We start from the raw sequence: 16,589 nt of genomic DNA, 5'->3' as shown, positions 1-16,589 counted from the left end.
GAAATTTTATGGAGAAAATAACAGGTGGTGTTACTGCACCTAAGGGCTTTCTCGCCGGCGGCTTACATTGCGGCGTGCGTGCAAGCCAGATGAAAAAAGACTTAGCTATGATTTACAGCCAAACCCCATGTACGGCGGCGGCAGTTTATACACAAAATAAAGTGTACGGTGCTCCTATTACCGTGACCAAAAACAACATTGCAAACGGAATGGCTCAGGCTATGATTTGCAACAGCGGCAACGCAAACACCTGTAACGCCGACGGCGTGGAAAAGGCAGAGGCAATGTGCCAAATGACAGCGGAGGCTTTAGGGCTCTCCCCCCAGGATATTATCATTGCTTCCACAGGGGTCATCGGTGCTGTGCTTCCCCTTGAACCTATTGCAAATGGAATCAAGGAATTAGCACCTCAACTCACAACAGACGGCGGAGCTTTGGCGGCAGAAGCCATTATGACCACCGATACCAAAGCAAAGGAAGAAGCCTATATCATTGAAATCGGCGGCAAAACAGTGACCATTGGTGCAATGGCAAAGGGAAGCGGCATGATTCATCCTAACATGGCAACCATGCTGGGATTCTTAACAACAGATGCGGCAATTTCTGCCCCGATGCTGAATAAAGCGTTAAAATTGGCCGTTGATGATACCTTTAACATGGTCAGCGTGGATGGGGATACCTCCACCAACGATATGGTCTCCATTATGGCAAACGGAATGGCAGAAAATCCTGTAATTGAAGCAGAAGGTACAGACTTTGAAGCCTTTTTAACGGTAATCAAGGAAATTTGTACTTCTATGGCTAAGAAAATTGCTGGGGATGGTGAAGGCGCTACAAAGCTTATGGAATGCACCGTAAATGGTGCACCAACTACCCCTTTGGCAAAGGCAATCGCCAAATCCATTATTACCTCCAGCTTGACAAAGGCAGCAATGTTTGGGGCAGATGCCAACTGGGGACGAATTCTTTGTGCCATCGGCTATACGGAAGGAGATTTCCAAGTAGATACCATTTCAGTAGATATTTCCTCACCAAAGGGCAGTATTCACGTTTGCGAGAATGGTGCAGGGGTTGCCTTTGACGAGGAAGTGGCTAAAAATATTCTTTTGGAACAAGAAATTCATATTCAAGTAGAACTGAATCAAGGGGAAGGCACCGCAACGGCGTGGGGCTGCGACCTAACCTATGATTATGTGAAAATCAATGGAGATTACCGCACTTGATGGGGAGGCAGAAAAAATGGTCACAGACTGCAACAACATAAAGGCAAAGGTTTTAACAGCGGCATTGCCTTATATACAAAAATATACAGGCAGAACCGTCGTAATAAAATACGGCGGCAATGCAATGATTCATCAAGAGTTGAAAAAAGCCGTTATGAGCGATATTATCCTGCTTTCTTTAGTGGGAATACATGTAGTACTGGTGCATGGGGGCGGCCCTGAAATCAGTGGCATGTTAAAAAAACTGGACATCCCCTCTCGTTTTATAGATGGTTTGCGGTATACAGACGAGGAAACCGCAGAGGTTGTTCAGATGGTTTTAGCGGGGAAAACCAACAAAGATTTGGTTTCCCTCATCGGGCAATTGGGGGGAAAGGCCATTGGTCTTTGTGGTATTGACGGAGGAATGATTAAGGCGAAAAAAATCCAAGGGGACTATGGATATGTGGGAGAAATTACAGAAATCAATACAGAGCCCATTACCCAAGCAATACAAAGTGGATACATCCCCGTAATCGCCACCGTTGGCACAGATTGCCAAGGACAGACCTATAACATTAATGCAGACACAGCGGCGGCAGAGATTGCGGCAGCGTTAAAAGCAGAAAACATCATTACTCTTACTGACATTAGAGGTTTGATGCGGGATATTTCGAATGAAAACTCTTTGATACCTGTGGTAAAAATAGACGAAGTGGAAACACTGATTAATGACGGGATTATCAGCGGCGGCATGATACCCAAGGTGAAGAGTCTAAAAAAGTCCGTATTATCCGGCGTAGAAAAAGCAGTCATGATAGACGGCCGGATTGTACATTCCATCTTGATTGAAATGTTCTCTGACGAGGGTGTTGGAACCATGTTTATAAAGTAATTTGAAAAAAGCTCAGTTCCTTCAAGCTTTTTTCAAGAATACAGAGGTCAAACAAATGAGTTCCTGCGACCTAAAAGGTCTTGAAACTCCCTGTTCTCCTCGAAGGGGCAAAGCGCCTCTTGCGTGTTCCATTTGGAAAACTCTTCGTTTCCCAAACCTTTCCGCTTTCTAAAAATAAATTTTCATTTCCTCGCAAAAACGAAGTTTTTGCATAAAGAGTCAAGGGATGAAATCCCTTGCAAGGTTTGGGACAGCGTCCCAAGGTCTTGCTTTTGACCTTGAACTTGAACTTAATCTTAATAAAGGAAGGTGAACCAAATGAGCTTTGTAGAAATCAAACAACAAGACCAGGAATATATCATGCATACCTACGGCCGCTACCCTGTGGCTCTTGACCACGGTAAAAATGCCACCTGCTATGATGTAGAGGGTAAAGAATATATAGATATGACCAGCGGTATCGGCGTAAATGCACTGGGCTTTTGCGATAAGGCCTGGATTGAAGCAGTCACAGCACAGCTTCAAAAATTACAGCACACATCAAACCTGTACTATACCGCTCCCTGCGGGGAAGCCGCAAAATTGGTCTGTGAGAAAAGCGGCATGAAAAAAATGTTCTTTGCCAATAGTGGCGCCGAGGCTAACGAAGGCGTGTTTAAAGCGGCAAAAAAATATAGCTTCTTAAAATATGGCAAAGGTAGAAGCACCATTGTGGCCTTGGAAAATTCCTTCCACGGCAGAACTTTGGCTACCCTTTCTGCAACCGGTCAGGATGCATACCATAACTATTTCTTCCCCTTTGTAGACGGCCTTGTTTTCGCAAAAGCAAATGATTTGGAAGATACCCTTTCCAAATTGACGGATGATGTATGTGCTGTTATTATGGAAATGGTTCAGGGTGAAGGCGGCGTTCTTCCTTTGAATCAGCAGTATGTAACGGCTGTATATAACGCTTGCAAAGAAAAGGACATCCTCTTTATTGTGGATGAGGTGCAGACAGGCATCGGCAGAACCGGTTCCTTCTTCAGCTATCAGCAATTTGGCATTCACCCCGATTTAGTATCCTGTGCTAAGGGTCTTGGTGGCGGGTTGCCCATTGGCGGCGTATTATTCGGAGAAAAAACAGAAGAATGCTTGTCTGCCGGAGATCATGGCTCCACCTTTGGCGGCAATCCCGTTGTTTGTGCGGGTTCTGTTGAAATTTTGAACCGTTTGAATGATGATTTTCTGGCTGAGGTTCAAAAAAAAGGTGAATTTATTAAAAATCAGATATTAACTATGCCCCATGTCACCGATGTGGTAGGCATGGGCATGATGCTTGGCGTAAGCCTTGATATAGATGCAAAAGATGTTATTCAAAAATGCTTGGATAACGGATTAATGGTACTTTCTGCAAAAACAAAGGTAAGACTTTTACCACCTTTAACCATTACCAGAAAAGAACTGGAAAAAGGTCTCACCATACTAGCGGATGTATTAAAATCAATGTAAAATACAATAAGGTATTCCGCAAAACGCAGCTTCAGGCTAAGTGGTTTTGGGCAATCTCAAAGATTCCCTGTTAGAAAAATCCGCCCATGTCCTCCTGCGTTTTGCGCTGTATATTAACTATTTCCCAGGCGCACTAGAAAGAGAGGCATGAAACGAATGAAGCACTTTTTAAAGTTGTTAGATTGTACAACAGAAGAAATTATCGAGCTTTTAGACTTGGCTGATCAGTTGAAAAAATATGTGAAGGAGGGTAAAGAGCACCATTTCTTAAAAGGCAAAACCTTAGGCATGATTTTTGAGAAATCCTCTACCCGTACCCGTGTTTCCTTTGAAACAGGAATGTATCAGTTAGGCGGACATGCCCTTTTCATCAGCTCCAAAGATGCCCAAATCGGCCGCGGAGAACCCACCGAGGATACCGCTCGTGTTCTTTCCCGTTATTTAAACGGCATTATGATTCGTACTTATGAACAAAATGAAGTGGAAACCCTTGCAAAATACGGCTCCATTCCCATCATCAATGGCTTGACAGACTTCTGCCACCCCTGTCAGGTTATGGCGGATTTGCAAACCATTCGTGAACATAAAGGCAAATTAGAAGGCCTAAAGATGTGCTACATCGGTGATGGTAACAATATGGCCAATTCCTTAATCGTAGGTGGCTTAAAGGTTGGTATGACAGTAAGCATTGCTTGCCCCGAGGGCTATCGTCCCGACGGCAAGATTCTTGATTTTGCCAAGGAATACGGCGATAAATTTATTCTCACTGATGACCCTAAGGTTGCGGCAAAAAATGCCGACGTAATGATTACCGACGTTTGGGCATCCATGGGTCAAGAGGAAGAACAGGCCATTCGTGCCAAGGCATTCGATGGCTATCAAATCAATGCAGAATTGATGGCACTGACCAACAACGGCTGTATGGTTCAGCACTGCCTGCCTGCCCACAGAGGCGAAGAAATTACCGCTGATGTTTTTGAGGCACACGCAGACGAAATTTTTGATGAAGCGGAGAACCGTCTTCATGCACAGAAAGCAATTCTCGTAAAATTAATGGGCTGATAGGATGTGAAAAACGATGAAAAAAGCATATTTGGTTCTGCAAAACGGAAAAGTTTTTCCCGCAACACGCTTTGGTAAAGAAGGCGAAATTACAGCAGAGTTGGTTTTTACAACAGGAATGGAAGGTTATCTGGAAACCTTGACCGATCCCAGCTATCACGGTCAAATAGTAGTGCAAACCTTCCCGTTGATTGGAAATTATGGGGTAATTCCCGATGATTTTGAAAGCCAATCCCCCTCCCTTTCTGCATATATCGTAAGAAATATCTGCGAATTGCCCTCTAACTTTAGAAACGAGGGTACCTTAGGGGCATATCTGGAACAACAAGGGGTAATCGGTCTTTGCGATTTAGATACCCGTGCCTTGACAAAGATTATTCGTGAATACGGCGTAATGAATGCCGCTATTGTAAACGAAATCCCACAAGATATGGATGCCTTTTCCAGAAGCCTTTCCAATGCCGCTTTAAGCAGCAGTGTGGATAAGGTAACCTGCAAAGAGGCATATGTGCTAAATCCTACAGGGAAAAAGCATGTCGTACTTTGGGATTTTGGCTATAAGAAAAACATGGGGGATGAATTAATCAAAAGAGACTGTAAGCTCACCGTTGTTCCCGCGCAAACCACAGCAGAGGAAATTTTGAGCTTAAAACCTGACGGTATACTCCTTTCTAACGGCCCCGGAGACCCCTCCGATAACAAAAGCATTATCGAAAATATTGGCAAGGCTGCCCAAAGCAAAACACCAATTTTCGGTATCTGCCTTGGACACCAAATGCTGGCTTTGGCAAAGGGTGCTATCAGCACAAAATTGAAATATGGTCATAGAGGTGCAAATCAGCCTGTACGCTATACCCCAACAGGCAGACTGTATATCACCAGCCAAAACCATGGCTATGCCATTAAATCCGAAACATTACCGCCTTCTGCTGTGCTCTCCTTTACCCATGTAAACGATAACACCTGCGAAGGAATCGAATATACTGATATCCCTGCTTTCTCCGTACAGTTTCATCCAGAAGCTTGCGGCGGACCCAAGGATACCAACTTTTTGTTTGAACAATTCATGTCTTTAATGGGAGGGAAAGAAAATGCCGCTGAATAAAAAATTGAAACGTGTTATGATTATTGGCTCTGGCCCTATTGTTATCGGACAAGCGGCAGAATTTGACTATGCCGGCACCCAAGCATGCCGTGCGTTGAAGTCCTTAGGTCTTGAGGTTATTTTAATTAACCCCAATCCCGCTACCATTATGACGGATAATGCCATTGCAGATAAGATATATATTGAACCGTTAAAAATTGACGTCATCAAACGAATTATTAAAAAGGAAAAGCCTGACGGCCTTCTATCCACATTGGGTGGGCAAAATGGTTTAACCTTGTCAATGCAATTGGCAAAAGAAGGTTTCTTGGAGCAGGAAGGTGTCCTTCTGTTAGGCTCTCGTTTGGAAACCATTGATAAAGCTGAAGATCGTTTGCTGTTTAAGGAAACCATGGAAAAGCTGAATCAGCCCTGCATCCCCTCTGAAGTAGTTACAGATATTGAAAGTGCTTTAACCTTTGCGGATTACATTGGCTATCCCGTTATTGTGCGTCCCGCCTTTACATTGGGGGGAAGCGGCGGCGGTATCGCCAAAAACAAGGCCGAATTATCGGAAATTGCCCGCAGTGGTTTGGAGGCTTCTCCTATTCATCAAATCTTAGTTGAGCAATGTATCTCCGGTTGGAAAGAAATTGAATTTGAAGTTATGCGCGACGGTGACGGAAACGTAATTGCTGTATGTTCCATGGAAAACTTTGACCCTGTTGGCGTTCATACAGGGGATTCCATCGTTATCGCCCCTGCTGTTACTTTAGCGGATAAGGAATATCAAATGCTGCGTACTGCCGCTTTGGATATCATTACCGAATTGCAGGTAGAAGGCGGTTGTAATGTTCAGTTTGCTTTAGACCCCGAGAGCTTCCGTTATGCGGTTATTGAGGTAAACCCCCGTGTTTCCCGCTCCTCTGCTTTGGCATCCAAAGCCACAGGTTACCCCATTGCCAAGGTTGCGGCTCTGATTGCCGTTGGACTGACCCTTGGGGAAATCGAAAACGCTGTAACCGGCAAAACCAGCGCATTCTTTGAGCCAACCTTGGACTACGTTGTTGTAAAACTGCCAAAATGGCCTTTTGACAAATTTGTTTACGCAAAAAGAAAGCTTGGCACCCAGATGAAGGCTACAGGGGAAGTTATGTCCATCGCACCTTCCTTTGAGCAGGCACTTTTAAAGGCAGTTCGTGGTGCAGAAATCTCCATGAATACCCTAAATTTAGGAATTCTCGAGGAAAACAACACCGAGGAAATCAGAGAAATGCTAGACGAAGCCACAGACCGCAGACTTTTTGTGGTATACGAGGCGTTGAAACGTGGCCTTTCTATCGAGGAGGTTCATAAAATTACCCTCATTGATGAGTGGTTCTTAGGCAAGCTCATGAATATTTTAGAGGTGGAACAACGCTTAGCAAAAGAGACCCTCAACGAAGAATTATATGTGTTGGCAAAAAATACGGGCTTTTTGGATAAGACCATTTTCAGCCTATCGGGACAAACCCATCCCCACAGAAACTCTGTTTATAAAATGGTTGATACCTGTGCGGCGGAATTTGCGGCTCAAACCCCTTATTTCTACGCAACCTATGACACAGAAAACGAAGCTGCAGAATTCATCGAATCCCATAACAGCGGCAAGAAAACTGTTATCGTATTTGGTTCCGGCCCCATCCGTATTGGTCAGGGTATTGAGTTTGACTATGCTTCCGTTCACTGCGTTTGGACATTAAAAGAGGAAGGCTATGACGTGGTTATGGTGAACAATAACCCTGAAACCGTATCCACTGACTTTGACACTGCCGACCGTCTTTATTTTGAACCCCTTACCCCTGAGGATGTAATGGATATTATCGCCACAGAACAGCCCTATGGCGTTGTTGTTGCCTTTGGCGGACAAACGGCAATTAAGCTGACAAAGGCTCTATCCGAAGCAGGTGTGCGTATTTTAGGCACCTCTGCTCAAAGCATTGATGCCGCGGAGGACAGAGAGAAATTTGATGCCATTCTTGAGGAATTGCAGATGTCCAGACCAAAGGGCTTTGGCGTTATGACAAAAGAAGATGCATTACATGCGGCAAACCAGCTTGGCTACCCTGTTCTGGTACGCCCCTCCTACGTTTTGGGTGGTCAAAATATGATTATCGCCTTTTCTGATGAGGAAGTCGCTCGTTATATGGATATTATTCTGGCAGGGGGCATTGAAAATCCTATTTTGGTAGACAAATATCTCATGGGTACTGAGGTTGAAGTTGACGCAATCTGCGATGGTGAAGCTGTGCTCATTCCGGGGATTATGGAGCATGTGGAGCGTGCCGGCGTTCACAGCGGTGACTCTATTGCTGTCTACCCTGCATGGAACCTGAGCGGCCCCCTTACTCGTCGCTTAATCGAAGCAACGGAAAAATTGGCATTGGCATTGGAAACCAGAGGCTTGATTAATATACAGTATGTTATTTTTGAGAATGAAATCTATATTATCGAAGCCAACCCTCGTGCTTCCAGAACCATTCCTTATATCAGCAAAGTAACAGGCTTGCCTGTGGTTGATATTGCTACACAGGTGATGCTGGGTAAAAAACTTGCAGACTTGCCTTACGGCACAGGCTTATACCGTCAATCCCTATTTTCTGCAGTAAAAGTGCCTGTATTCTCCTTCGAGAAGCTGACAGATGTGGATACCCACCTTGGGCCTGAAATGAAGTCCACAGGGGAGGTCTTGGGTATTGGGCGTACTTTGGAAGAAGCTATCTATAAAGGCTTAGCAGGGGCAGGCTACCACATGGAACAGCGTGGCGGCGTACTGCTGACAGTGAAAAAGCGGGATAAAGTTGAGGTGGTTCATCCTGCAAGAAAATTGCATGAATTAGGCTTTCAGCTCTATGCAACAGAAGGTACAGCTTATGAGCTGAAAAAATATGATATCCCAGTAACGGAGCTGCCTACTATGGTAGAGGGCATTGATGAAATTATGGAGCTTTTGGAAAGCGGAAAAATTCAGTATATGGTTTCCACTTCCAATAAAAGCACCTTGCCCCAGCTTGCCAGCGTAAAACTGCGTAGAAAAGCAACGGAACGTGGTATTTTCTGCCTTACCAGCATTGATACCACAAATGCCTTGGTAAACGCTTTATTCAGCGGATTCCACCTAAATAATATGGAACTCATTGATATTGCCCATTTGCCCAGAGAAAAGGAAAAGCTGCATTTCACAAAAATGCGTGGCAGTGGCAACGATTATATCTACTTTAACTGTTTTGAACAGGAAATTAAAAATCCTGAATTTTTAAGTGTATGGCTTTCCAGCCGTCGTAACAGCATCGGTGGTGATGGCATTGTGCTTATTGAGCCTTCAACCATAGCTGACGCAAAAATGCGTATGTTTAACGCTGACGGTACAGAGTCTGCAGTTGCAGGAAATCCTATCCGCTGTGTTGCAAAATATCTGTATGATAACCATATGATACAATCAGAAAACGTGAGCATCGAAACAGGAAACGGCGTGAAGCAGTTGGAGCTTTTTGTTCGTGAAAATGAAGTTTACTCCGTTTTGGTGCATATGGGACAGGCAGACTTTAATCCCAAGGCTGTTCCCGTTACACTGGGTGATGAGCCTGTGATTCACAAAGCAGTTACTGTTGGCAATAAGGAATACTTTATTACCTGCCTTTCCATGGGCAATCCACACTGTGTGATTTTCACAGAGGATGTAGAATATATACCTTTGGATGAAGTGGGCCCTATGCTGGAGCATGCGCCTTTCTTCCCCGAACGGGCGAATATTTCCTTTGCCTCCGTGGAAGACCGTACAACCTTGCGTATGCGGGTATGGGAAAGAGGCATTGGGGAAACCATGGCCTGTGGTACAGGTGCTTGTGCTGTAGCGGCGGCGGCAGTTGCTTTGGGACATTGCCCCGATAAGCAGGATATTACTGTGAAGCTTCGTGGTGGAGATTTAATTATTCACTGTGACGAAAACAATATTACCATGACCGGTGATGCCCGTAAGGACTTTGAAGGCATTATCGAAATTTAATCAAGTTATACTTCATGGGAGCCGATAATGTCGGCTCCTTTTGAAAAAGCTACAGTTTTTTTGGCTATCGAAACACTTTAGCTTAAAAAAAATATGACCTTAACCAAACTTCAATACATTTCCTAATATAGTAAAATTAATCGCCAAAAATCGTTTTATTTGTTGACAATTATTATTATTTAATATATAATACACATAAAGAGAAGACATATATAAATATTAAAATTCAATGATCTCGGAGGTGTTTTTATGGAACTGAAAGGCTCTAAAACAGAAGCGAATTTAAAAACCGCATTTGCAGGTGAATCTGAGGCAAGAAATAAATATACATACTATGCAAGTGTGGCAAAAAAAGAAGGTTACGAGCAAATTGCTGCTCTTTTCTTAGAAACTGCCGGCAATGAAAAGGAACATGCAAAAATCTGGTTTAAACTGTTACACGGTGGCACAGTGCCTACCACAGCTGAAAACCTTTTGGATGCAGCAATGGGCGAAAACTATGAATGGACAGATATGTATGCAAACTTTGCAAAAGAAGCAAAAGAAGAAGGCTTTGACCGTATCGCTTATCTTTTTGAAGCAGTAGCAAAGATTGAAAAGGAACATGAAGAAAGATATCGCCAGCTTTTAGAAAATGTAAAGACTGGTGCAGTATTTTCAAAAGAGGAAGAAAGCGTATGGCAGTGTGAAAACTGTGGTCACAGACATGTTGGTAAGGATGCTCCTGGGCTCTGTCCAGTTTGCAATCACCCTCAGTCCTATTTCCGTTTGGCTTCCCAAAATTACTAAGGCGTATTTTCCTCAGTAATTTTAAAAGATACACAGAAACAAAAAGAGAATTGATGCCCCCTGTCAATTCTCTTTGCTTTATAATAATATAAAAAATTAAGGGTGCCGGCAAAGCCGGCATCCTCTTTTTATTTACTTAAAAAATTCTGAAAAGCTTTTCATTTCCTCAACTGCTTCGGTAACCTTAGCAAGATTTGAAGTATCTCCCAATAGGATTGCACCACAAATGGTATTGTTTAAGAAATAATATTTCTCCAAAATACCCTTTCTTTCATCCTTCACCTGCATGGTCTTATAAGTTAAGCCCTCTTTACTGCCTGGATCACCGATGGCATAGAGCATAGTTCCCAATGCTGCCAAAGTTACACCATAGGTCTTTTGGCTATAGGTTAAGCTATCCCCTGCAGCATTTGCCCCTGCAATACGTCCCATTTCAGACGCTACAGGCCAAATTGCAATATTCATACCCTGATACTGAGCACAATCACCACAAGCATAAACATCAGGCAAATTGGTACGCATTGCTTCATCCACAACAACAGCACGGTCACAAGTAATGCCTGCCTCGTTAGCCAAAGCGATGCTTGCACGAACTCCCGTGGAAATAATCACGATATCCGCTGGAATGCTTTCGCCACCATCCAATAAAACACTTTCAACCTTGCCATTTCCGCTAAGCTCGGAAATCTTTGCACCGGTTACAATGCGAATGCCTTGGTCACTGGCAATCTTGGTGAGCATATCTACTGCCTCGCTGTCTATCTTCCCTGCCATTAAAACGGGTGCACCTTCCAAAACTGTTACCTGAAGCTTTTCTTTGCGCAATTCCCAAGCAGCCTCAAGTCCTAATACACCACCACCAATAACCACAGCGGATTTTGCATTCAATGCCCAGTGGCTTACCTTCTCCACGTCAGAAATGGTTCTGATTGCGGTTACGCCTTCCAAATCCTTTCCTTTGATCGGAGGAACAAAGCTGTTTGCACCCAAGGCATACACACACTTATCATAAGGCAATACTTCACCGTTGGAAAGATGAGCTTCCTTCTTCTGGGTATCCAGCTTCTCTACCTTGGTGCCTAATTTAATGGTGACCTGATTATCTTCATACCAAGCTCTATCCTCGCTGGCAATGGCATCGCCGCTTAAAGCGCCAAACATATTCTTTGTCAGCATAGGTCTATCATAAGGCAATTCCTTCTCTTCCGAAATCATGGTGATTTTTGCCGTTTTATTCCGCTCTCTGATGGCTTTTGCCGCATTCAGCGCTGCAGTACCGCCACCAAGAATCACAAAGTTCTCCAAGCTTTCCTTGTAGAAAGCAACGGTTTCCACTTCAATTGGTGCAAAGTTTTCAGGCCCAACACCGCAAACAGGGCAACGATCCAAGGAGGAATCCAAAATTTCACCGCAAACCAAGCATTTAACCAGCGTAGACCTTGCGCCTGATTTTTTTGGCATTTCCTTTTGCTGCAATTTCTGTCCAAAACGATAGCCAAACTCAAAGGCTTCTAAGAGCTCTTTCTCCGAAGGCTTAAATTGAACACGATAGCCTTCCATTACACGCATATTCAACTGTTTCAAGCGTTCTATCAAATGAGGTACGCCCTCGCCGCTCCAACCGTAACTGCCAAAGGCACTGGCAAGCTTTCCACCATGAATAGGAGAATATAATGACGTAGCCAAATCCCAAATGGGCTTTAAGGCATCCCCCAAAATAGTAGGTGTACCAAACAAGAGCCCTTCCGCTGGGGCGATTTCACCCAAGACCACCCCTGGGTCTGCCGTAACCATATCATAAATTTTTACTTCAATATCGCCGCTTTCACGAATACCATCTGCAATTTTTTCTGCCAGCTCACCGGTATAGCCATAAGCACTTACATAAGGAATTACAACAGTTTTCTTCTCGTTTACAGGAACCTTACACCATTCCTCATAAATTTGAATTAATTCTTCTATATGGCTATCCAAGACTGGGCCATGGCCTGTGCAAATCATATCAATTTCCAAAGACTTTACCACATCCAAGGCTGCCGTCATATAGGGCTGTTTAAAGGGTCCTAAAATATTATCAAAGTAATATTTTGTCGCACGCATATAGCCTTCCTCATCCGTTACAGTGCTTCTTAGAATGCCGTCATGGGCGTAATGAGAGCCGAAGGAATCGCAAGTAACCAGAACCTTATCCTCAACAATGTAAGTATACATACTATCAGGCCAGTGAAGGTTTGGCAGGGAATAAAAACGCAGTGTTTTATCACCAATACGCAGTTCATCCTTATCCTTCACAGGAATACTATAGAAATCACGATTTACAATCTGTTTTAAAAAGCCGATGGCCGTTGGTGTTGCAATGATTTTTGCTCGTGGGCATTTTTCAATAATGCTCTGCAAGCTTCCCGCATGATCAGGTTCTGTATGGTCAACAACTATATAATCAATATTTTCCACATCAAGCTTTTCGGCAATCGCTTTTTCATATTCATCAAAAAACTTTGCTTTTGCTGTTTCAAACAGTACTGTTTTATCCCCGCATTTTAAAATGTAAGAGTTGTAGGTTGTGCCGAACTCCGTATTCATAATAATATCAAAAACTCTTAAATCCTTATCTAAAATACCTGCCCAATAAAGATCTTTTTTTAGTTGCAATGTATTCATGAAACTCCTCCTTTTTTAATGTATACTGTATGCGTCATTTATGTTTAGAATAGTACACCTTTGTATGATTCCTTTAAAATCTAAGCTTCATACATATTTTCTTTTTTCTATGTTAGCTTTTTTATTCAAAAAACAAAGACCGGCATTTACCGGTCTTTGGGTTGGTTTTTATGCTTCGTACTTCCAAAGTCCATGTAAATTACAGTACTCGTACGCTGCTACTACTTTCTCATCATCTGTCAAAGCAAATTCAGCCTCAGGAGCACCTGTGTGATCCAAATATTTCAGCTGTCCGCCTTGGGTTGTTTCCAAATAGATCCAAGCAATATGATGCTCTTCCAGCATAGGATGGGCAACACTGCCAACTACAACCTTTACTTTATTTCCCTCTACAGTTACAACGGGAACATGCTTTTCTGACGCACCATCAGAGGTATTTGCTTTCAATTCCTGCATAGCCTCACCACAACAGACTACAGTACCTCCTCTATCCTCTACCATGTGAATAATATTTTTACAATGATTACATCTAAAAAATTTTGGTGTCATGCTGCATTCCTCCTTCATCATTAAACCGTTTATATTTTGTTATAATGCATTATCTTAAGTTTCTTTATACAAATTTATTTTTACTTTTGTATGATAATATGATAGCATAAATAGAGAGAAAAAAAAAGTTGCAATTGCAACATTAGAAGGTGTTTTTATGAAAAATTTGAGTAAAAATCCAATTTTTTCCGGTGTAACTGCCGATGATATTGAAAAAATGATTGTTTGCTTTGAAGCGGAAAAAAAATTTTTTCATGAAAAACAAACAGCCTACGTTTATGATGTGGGTTGTCAAAAAGTTGGATTGTTGTATCATGGTTGTGTCTCCATTAATCGGCTGAATGCCGACGGGTCTTTAGATATGCTAGAATACATTGAGGATTCCGGAATATTCGGTGCTGCTTTTTCTTTTTTCGATCATGATGATGAATTTATTGTGATTTGTGAAAAAGATTGTGCCATTCTTTTTGTAGATAAATCGCATATTACAAAACGATGCTCAAACGCTTGTGCCCACCACAGCATAGTCATTGAAAATCTACTCACGTTTATGTCTAGAAAAATTGTAAATCTAACGGAAAAAGTAGATATTTTAAGCCATCGCACCATTCGAGAAAAACTTTTATGCTATTTTCGGTTGCAGACGGCAAAGACAGGAAAAAATTTTTTCCAACTGCCCTTTTCTTTTCTAGCATTAGCAAATTATCTTTGCATTGACCGCAGTGCTATGATGCGGGAGCTGAAAAGAATGAAGGAAGATAACACTGTAAAAGTTATTGATAAAAATATTTTTTTAAACGCTCCAAAATACTAACCAAAAAAATATATTGATTTCCTTTTACAAATTAAAAAGCCCCTTTTGCATGGAATGAATTCGTGCAATTGGGGCTTTTCTCTCCTAAATAAATATGTTTTTATTCAATTTCTGAAATCGCATAAGTTTTTTCTAGGAAGCGCTGATTTAACAAAGGGTGTACAGATGCTCCGGGAAATTTTTTGCTTCACAACGAAAAATTCACCCTTTTATATGTGCCCACGGTATAAACCAGCGTTTTCCTAATATAAGAATTAACCTTTTAACCTATGAAGATACTTTTCTTTGGTGGCCATACCGCCCCGAATGTGGCGTTCTGCTTTATTAACCTCAAGCACACGACGAACAGATCTTGCCAATTCCGGATCAATACGCTCTACACGGTCAGTAATATCTTTATGTACCGTTGATTTACTGATCCCAAATTTTTTCGCCGTTTCTCTGACAGTGGCGTTAGTATGGATCATAAATTTTGCCACCTCTACCGCCCTCTCTTCGATATATGTTTTCAAACCGTAGCACTCCCCTAAAGATCATCTTGGATTATTTATATGCGAACACTAACGTCATATATGAACCTTTTCGGGGATTTCTTAAAGAAGTATTGCTTGAATTTTATTATTTTTTAAATTTTAGAGGAATTGTAGGGCAAGATGATGAAAGAATGTTTATCCCTTCACAAACAACGCGTAAAGGCAATGTAAAAAAATAGGAACTTTAATAATTTTTTATCAATTATTCTTGTATTTTTATAAAACAACCAGTATAATAATTCTTAAAAAAAATTTAATTTTTATGGGAGGTTGTTATGGAAAAAAATGGTTCTACCCAAGGTTTTCGTTCATTCCTAAAACGTAAGGATATTGAATTTTCTGCAAAACGTTACGGAATTGAAGCCTTAGGGGCAATGGCACAGGGTTTATTCGCTTCTTTGCTGATTGGCACCATTATTACCACAATAGGTCAGCAGTTTGGTATTGAGATTTTAGTGGAAATCGGGGGCTATGCAAAAAGTGTCACCGGGCCCGCTATGGCCATCGCCATAGGTTATGCGCTGAAATGTCCACCGCTGGTTCTTTTCTCATTAATTGCAGTGGGCGGAGCTGCCAATAGCTTAGGGGGTCCAGGTGGTCCTTTGGCTGTACTTGTTGTTACAATTTTTGCGGCAGAATTTGGTAAAGCAGTATCAAAGGAAACAAAAATTGATATTTTAGTAACACCCTCTGTAACAATTATCATAGGCGTATTATTGGCTATGTGGTGGGGTCCCACTTTAGGGGCACTTGCAAATGGCGTAGGAAGCACCATTATGTGGGCCACGGAGCTTAGACCCTTCCTTATGGGCATACTGGTTGCTGTTATTGTAGGTATTGCCCTTACCCTACCCATCAGCAGTGCCGCCATTTGTGCCACCTTAGGGCTGACCGGTCTTGCCGGTGGTGCGGCAGTGGCGGGATGTTGTGCCCAAATGATTGGATTTGCGGTAATGAGCTTTCCTGAGAACAGATGGGGTGGGTTATTTGCCCAAGGGATAGGAACCTCTATGCTTCAGATGGGCAATATTGTGAAAAATCCAAAAATTTGGATTCCACCCACTTTAGCATCTGCCATTACAGGGCCAATCGCCACCTGCTTCTTTCAAATGAAAATGAATGGAGATGCCGTTGCCTCTGGCATGGGCACCTGTGGGCTTGTTGGACAAATTGGCCTTTATACAGGCTGGCTAAATGACATTGCCGCAGGCACAAAAGATGCAATCACTGCCTTTGACTGGTTAGGCATGGGCATGATTTGCTTCATTCTTCCTGCAATACTTACCTTAATTTTTGCTTATATATTAAGAAAAATTGGTTGGATTCGTGAAAATGATTTGAAATTGAATTTATAATATCAAGGGTGTCGTTAAATCGACACCCTTTTTAATTTTATATTGAAAAGATTTATAAGATTGGATTATTTTTAAGGCTTGTTGTAGTTGAAATAAAAGTAAAACTTAT

Annotated in this window: 12 protein-coding genes; 9 read left to right on the top strand and 3 right to left on the bottom strand. The window is 42.3% G+C overall.

Annotated elements, in window-relative coordinates; genetic code table 11:
• Positions 1-8 precede the first annotated feature (8 nt).
• The 7 genes from argJ to rbr all read left to right on the top strand — a co-directional run bounded on the left by argJ (position 9) and on the right by rbr (position 10,568).
• Positions 9-1,223, top strand: coding sequence for a bifunctional glutamate N-acetyltransferase/amino-acid acetyltransferase ArgJ (gene argJ / locus NE558_RS03310; RefSeq protein ID WP_256148487.1), 1,215 nt, complete (start codon positions 9-11; stop codon positions 1,221-1,223).
• On the top strand, positions 1,204-2,097 hold the full coding sequence (gene argB / locus NE558_RS03305) for an acetylglutamate kinase (protein WP_256148486.1): 894 nt from the start codon (positions 1,204-1,206) through the stop codon (positions 2,095-2,097). The genes argJ and argB overlap by 20 nt, the downstream gene beginning before the upstream one ends.
• Before the next feature lie 318 nt (positions 2,098-2,415).
• Positions 2,416-3,588 carry an acetylornithine/succinylornithine family transaminase gene (locus NE558_RS03300; RefSeq protein ID WP_256148485.1) on the top strand — a complete coding sequence of 391 codons (1,173 nt, stop codon included), beginning with the start codon at positions 2,416-2,418 and terminating at the stop codon, positions 3,586-3,588.
• A gap of 156 nt (positions 3,589-3,744) precedes the next feature.
• Complete coding sequence (gene argF / locus NE558_RS03295; RefSeq protein WP_256148484.1) at positions 3,745-4,650, top strand: ornithine carbamoyltransferase; 906 nt, start codon at positions 3,745-3,747, stop codon at positions 4,648-4,650.
• 16 nt (positions 4,651-4,666) lie between these two features.
• Positions 4,667-5,755 carry a carbamoyl phosphate synthase small subunit gene (locus NE558_RS03290; RefSeq protein ID WP_256148483.1) on the top strand — a complete coding sequence of 363 codons (1,089 nt, stop codon included), beginning with the start codon at positions 4,667-4,669 and terminating at the stop codon, positions 5,753-5,755.
• Positions 5,742-9,779: a carbamoyl-phosphate synthase large subunit gene (gene carB, locus NE558_RS03285; protein WP_256148482.1), complete on the top strand. Its 4,038-nt coding sequence runs from the start codon at positions 5,742-5,744 to the stop codon at positions 9,777-9,779. The genes NE558_RS03290 and carB overlap by 14 nt, the downstream gene beginning before the upstream one ends.
• Before the next feature lie 249 nt (positions 9,780-10,028).
• Positions 10,029-10,568: a rubrerythrin gene (gene rbr / locus NE558_RS03280; protein ID WP_256148481.1), complete on the top strand. Its 540-nt coding sequence runs from the start codon at positions 10,029-10,031 to the stop codon at positions 10,566-10,568.
• Between the two features lie 132 nt (positions 10,569-10,700).
• On the opposite strand, the gene NE558_RS03275 is transcribed toward rbr, so the two are convergent.
• Together NE558_RS03275 and NE558_RS03270 are read right to left on the bottom strand one after the other, a co-directional pair.
• Entirely contained in the window at positions 10,701-13,229 is a 2,529-nt protein-coding gene (locus tag NE558_RS03275; protein WP_256148480.1) for an FAD-dependent oxidoreductase, read from the bottom strand.
• Between the two features lie 168 nt (positions 13,230-13,397).
• A complete protein-coding gene (locus NE558_RS03270) occupies positions 13,398-13,778 on the bottom strand; it encodes a desulfoferrodoxin family protein (RefSeq protein WP_256148479.1) in 381 nt (126 codons plus the stop codon).
• 157 nt (positions 13,779-13,935) lie between these two features.
• Between NE558_RS03270 and NE558_RS03265 the strand changes: the two genes are divergently transcribed.
• Complete coding sequence (locus tag NE558_RS03265) at positions 13,936-14,592, top strand: Crp/Fnr family transcriptional regulator (RefSeq protein ID WP_256148478.1); 657 nt, start codon at positions 13,936-13,938, stop codon at positions 14,590-14,592.
• A gap of 254 nt (positions 14,593-14,846) precedes the next feature.
• On the opposite strand, the gene spoIIID is transcribed toward NE558_RS03265, so the two are convergent.
• Positions 14,847-15,104 carry a sporulation transcriptional regulator SpoIIID gene (gene spoIIID / locus NE558_RS03260; protein ID WP_066046511.1) on the bottom strand — a complete coding sequence of 86 codons (258 nt, stop codon included), beginning with the start codon at positions 15,102-15,104 and terminating at the stop codon, positions 14,847-14,849.
• 296 nt (positions 15,105-15,400) lie between these two features.
• On the opposite strand from spoIIID, the gene NE558_RS03255 reads away from it, so the two are divergent.
• Positions 15,401-16,480, top strand: a complete 1,080-nt coding sequence (locus tag NE558_RS03255; protein ID WP_256148477.1) for a PTS transporter subunit IIC — start codon at positions 15,401-15,403, stop codon at positions 16,478-16,480.
• Positions 16,481-16,589 lie beyond the last annotated feature (109 nt).

Origin of the sequence: Anaerotignum propionicum, from assembly GCF_024461735.1 — a bacterium.
Taxonomy (GTDB): Bacteria; Bacillota; Clostridia; order Lachnospirales; family Anaerotignaceae; genus Chakrabartyella.
Note: the sequence above shows the minus strand (reverse complement) of the source record. Positions and strands in the feature narration are given on the sequence as shown.

Excerpts from the sequence above, each read along its gene's own strand:
- NE558_RS03270 (WP_256148479.1), bottom strand. The coding sequence starts at position 13,778 with ATGACACCAAAATTTTTTAGATGTAATCATTGTAAAAATATTATTCAC.
- NE558_RS03265 (WP_256148478.1), top strand. The coding sequence starts at position 13,936 with ATGAAAAATTTGAGTAAAAATCCAATTTTTTCCGGTGTAACTGCCGAT.
- NE558_RS03275 (WP_256148480.1), bottom strand. The coding sequence starts at position 13,229 with ATGAATACATTGCAACTAAAAAAAGATCTTTATTGGGCAGGTATTTTA.
- NE558_RS03255 (WP_256148477.1), top strand. The coding sequence starts at position 15,401 with ATGGAAAAAAATGGTTCTACCCAAGGTTTTCGTTCATTCCTAAAACGT.
- rbr (WP_256148481.1), top strand. The coding sequence starts at position 10,029 with ATGGAACTGAAAGGCTCTAAAACAGAAGCGAATTTAAAAACCGCATTT.
- carB (WP_256148482.1), top strand. The coding sequence starts at position 5,742 with ATGCCGCTGAATAAAAAATTGAAACGTGTTATGATTATTGGCTCTGGC.
- argB (WP_256148486.1), top strand. The coding sequence starts at position 1,204 with ATGGAGATTACCGCACTTGATGGGGAGGCAGAAAAAATGGTCACAGAC.
- argF (WP_256148484.1), top strand. The coding sequence starts at position 3,745 with ATGAAGCACTTTTTAAAGTTGTTAGATTGTACAACAGAAGAAATTATC.
- NE558_RS03300 (WP_256148485.1), top strand. The coding sequence starts at position 2,416 with ATGAGCTTTGTAGAAATCAAACAACAAGACCAGGAATATATCATGCAT.
- argJ (WP_256148487.1), top strand. The coding sequence starts at position 9 with ATGGAGAAAATAACAGGTGGTGTTACTGCACCTAAGGGCTTTCTCGCC.
- NE558_RS03290 (WP_256148483.1), top strand. The coding sequence starts at position 4,667 with ATGAAAAAAGCATATTTGGTTCTGCAAAACGGAAAAGTTTTTCCCGCA.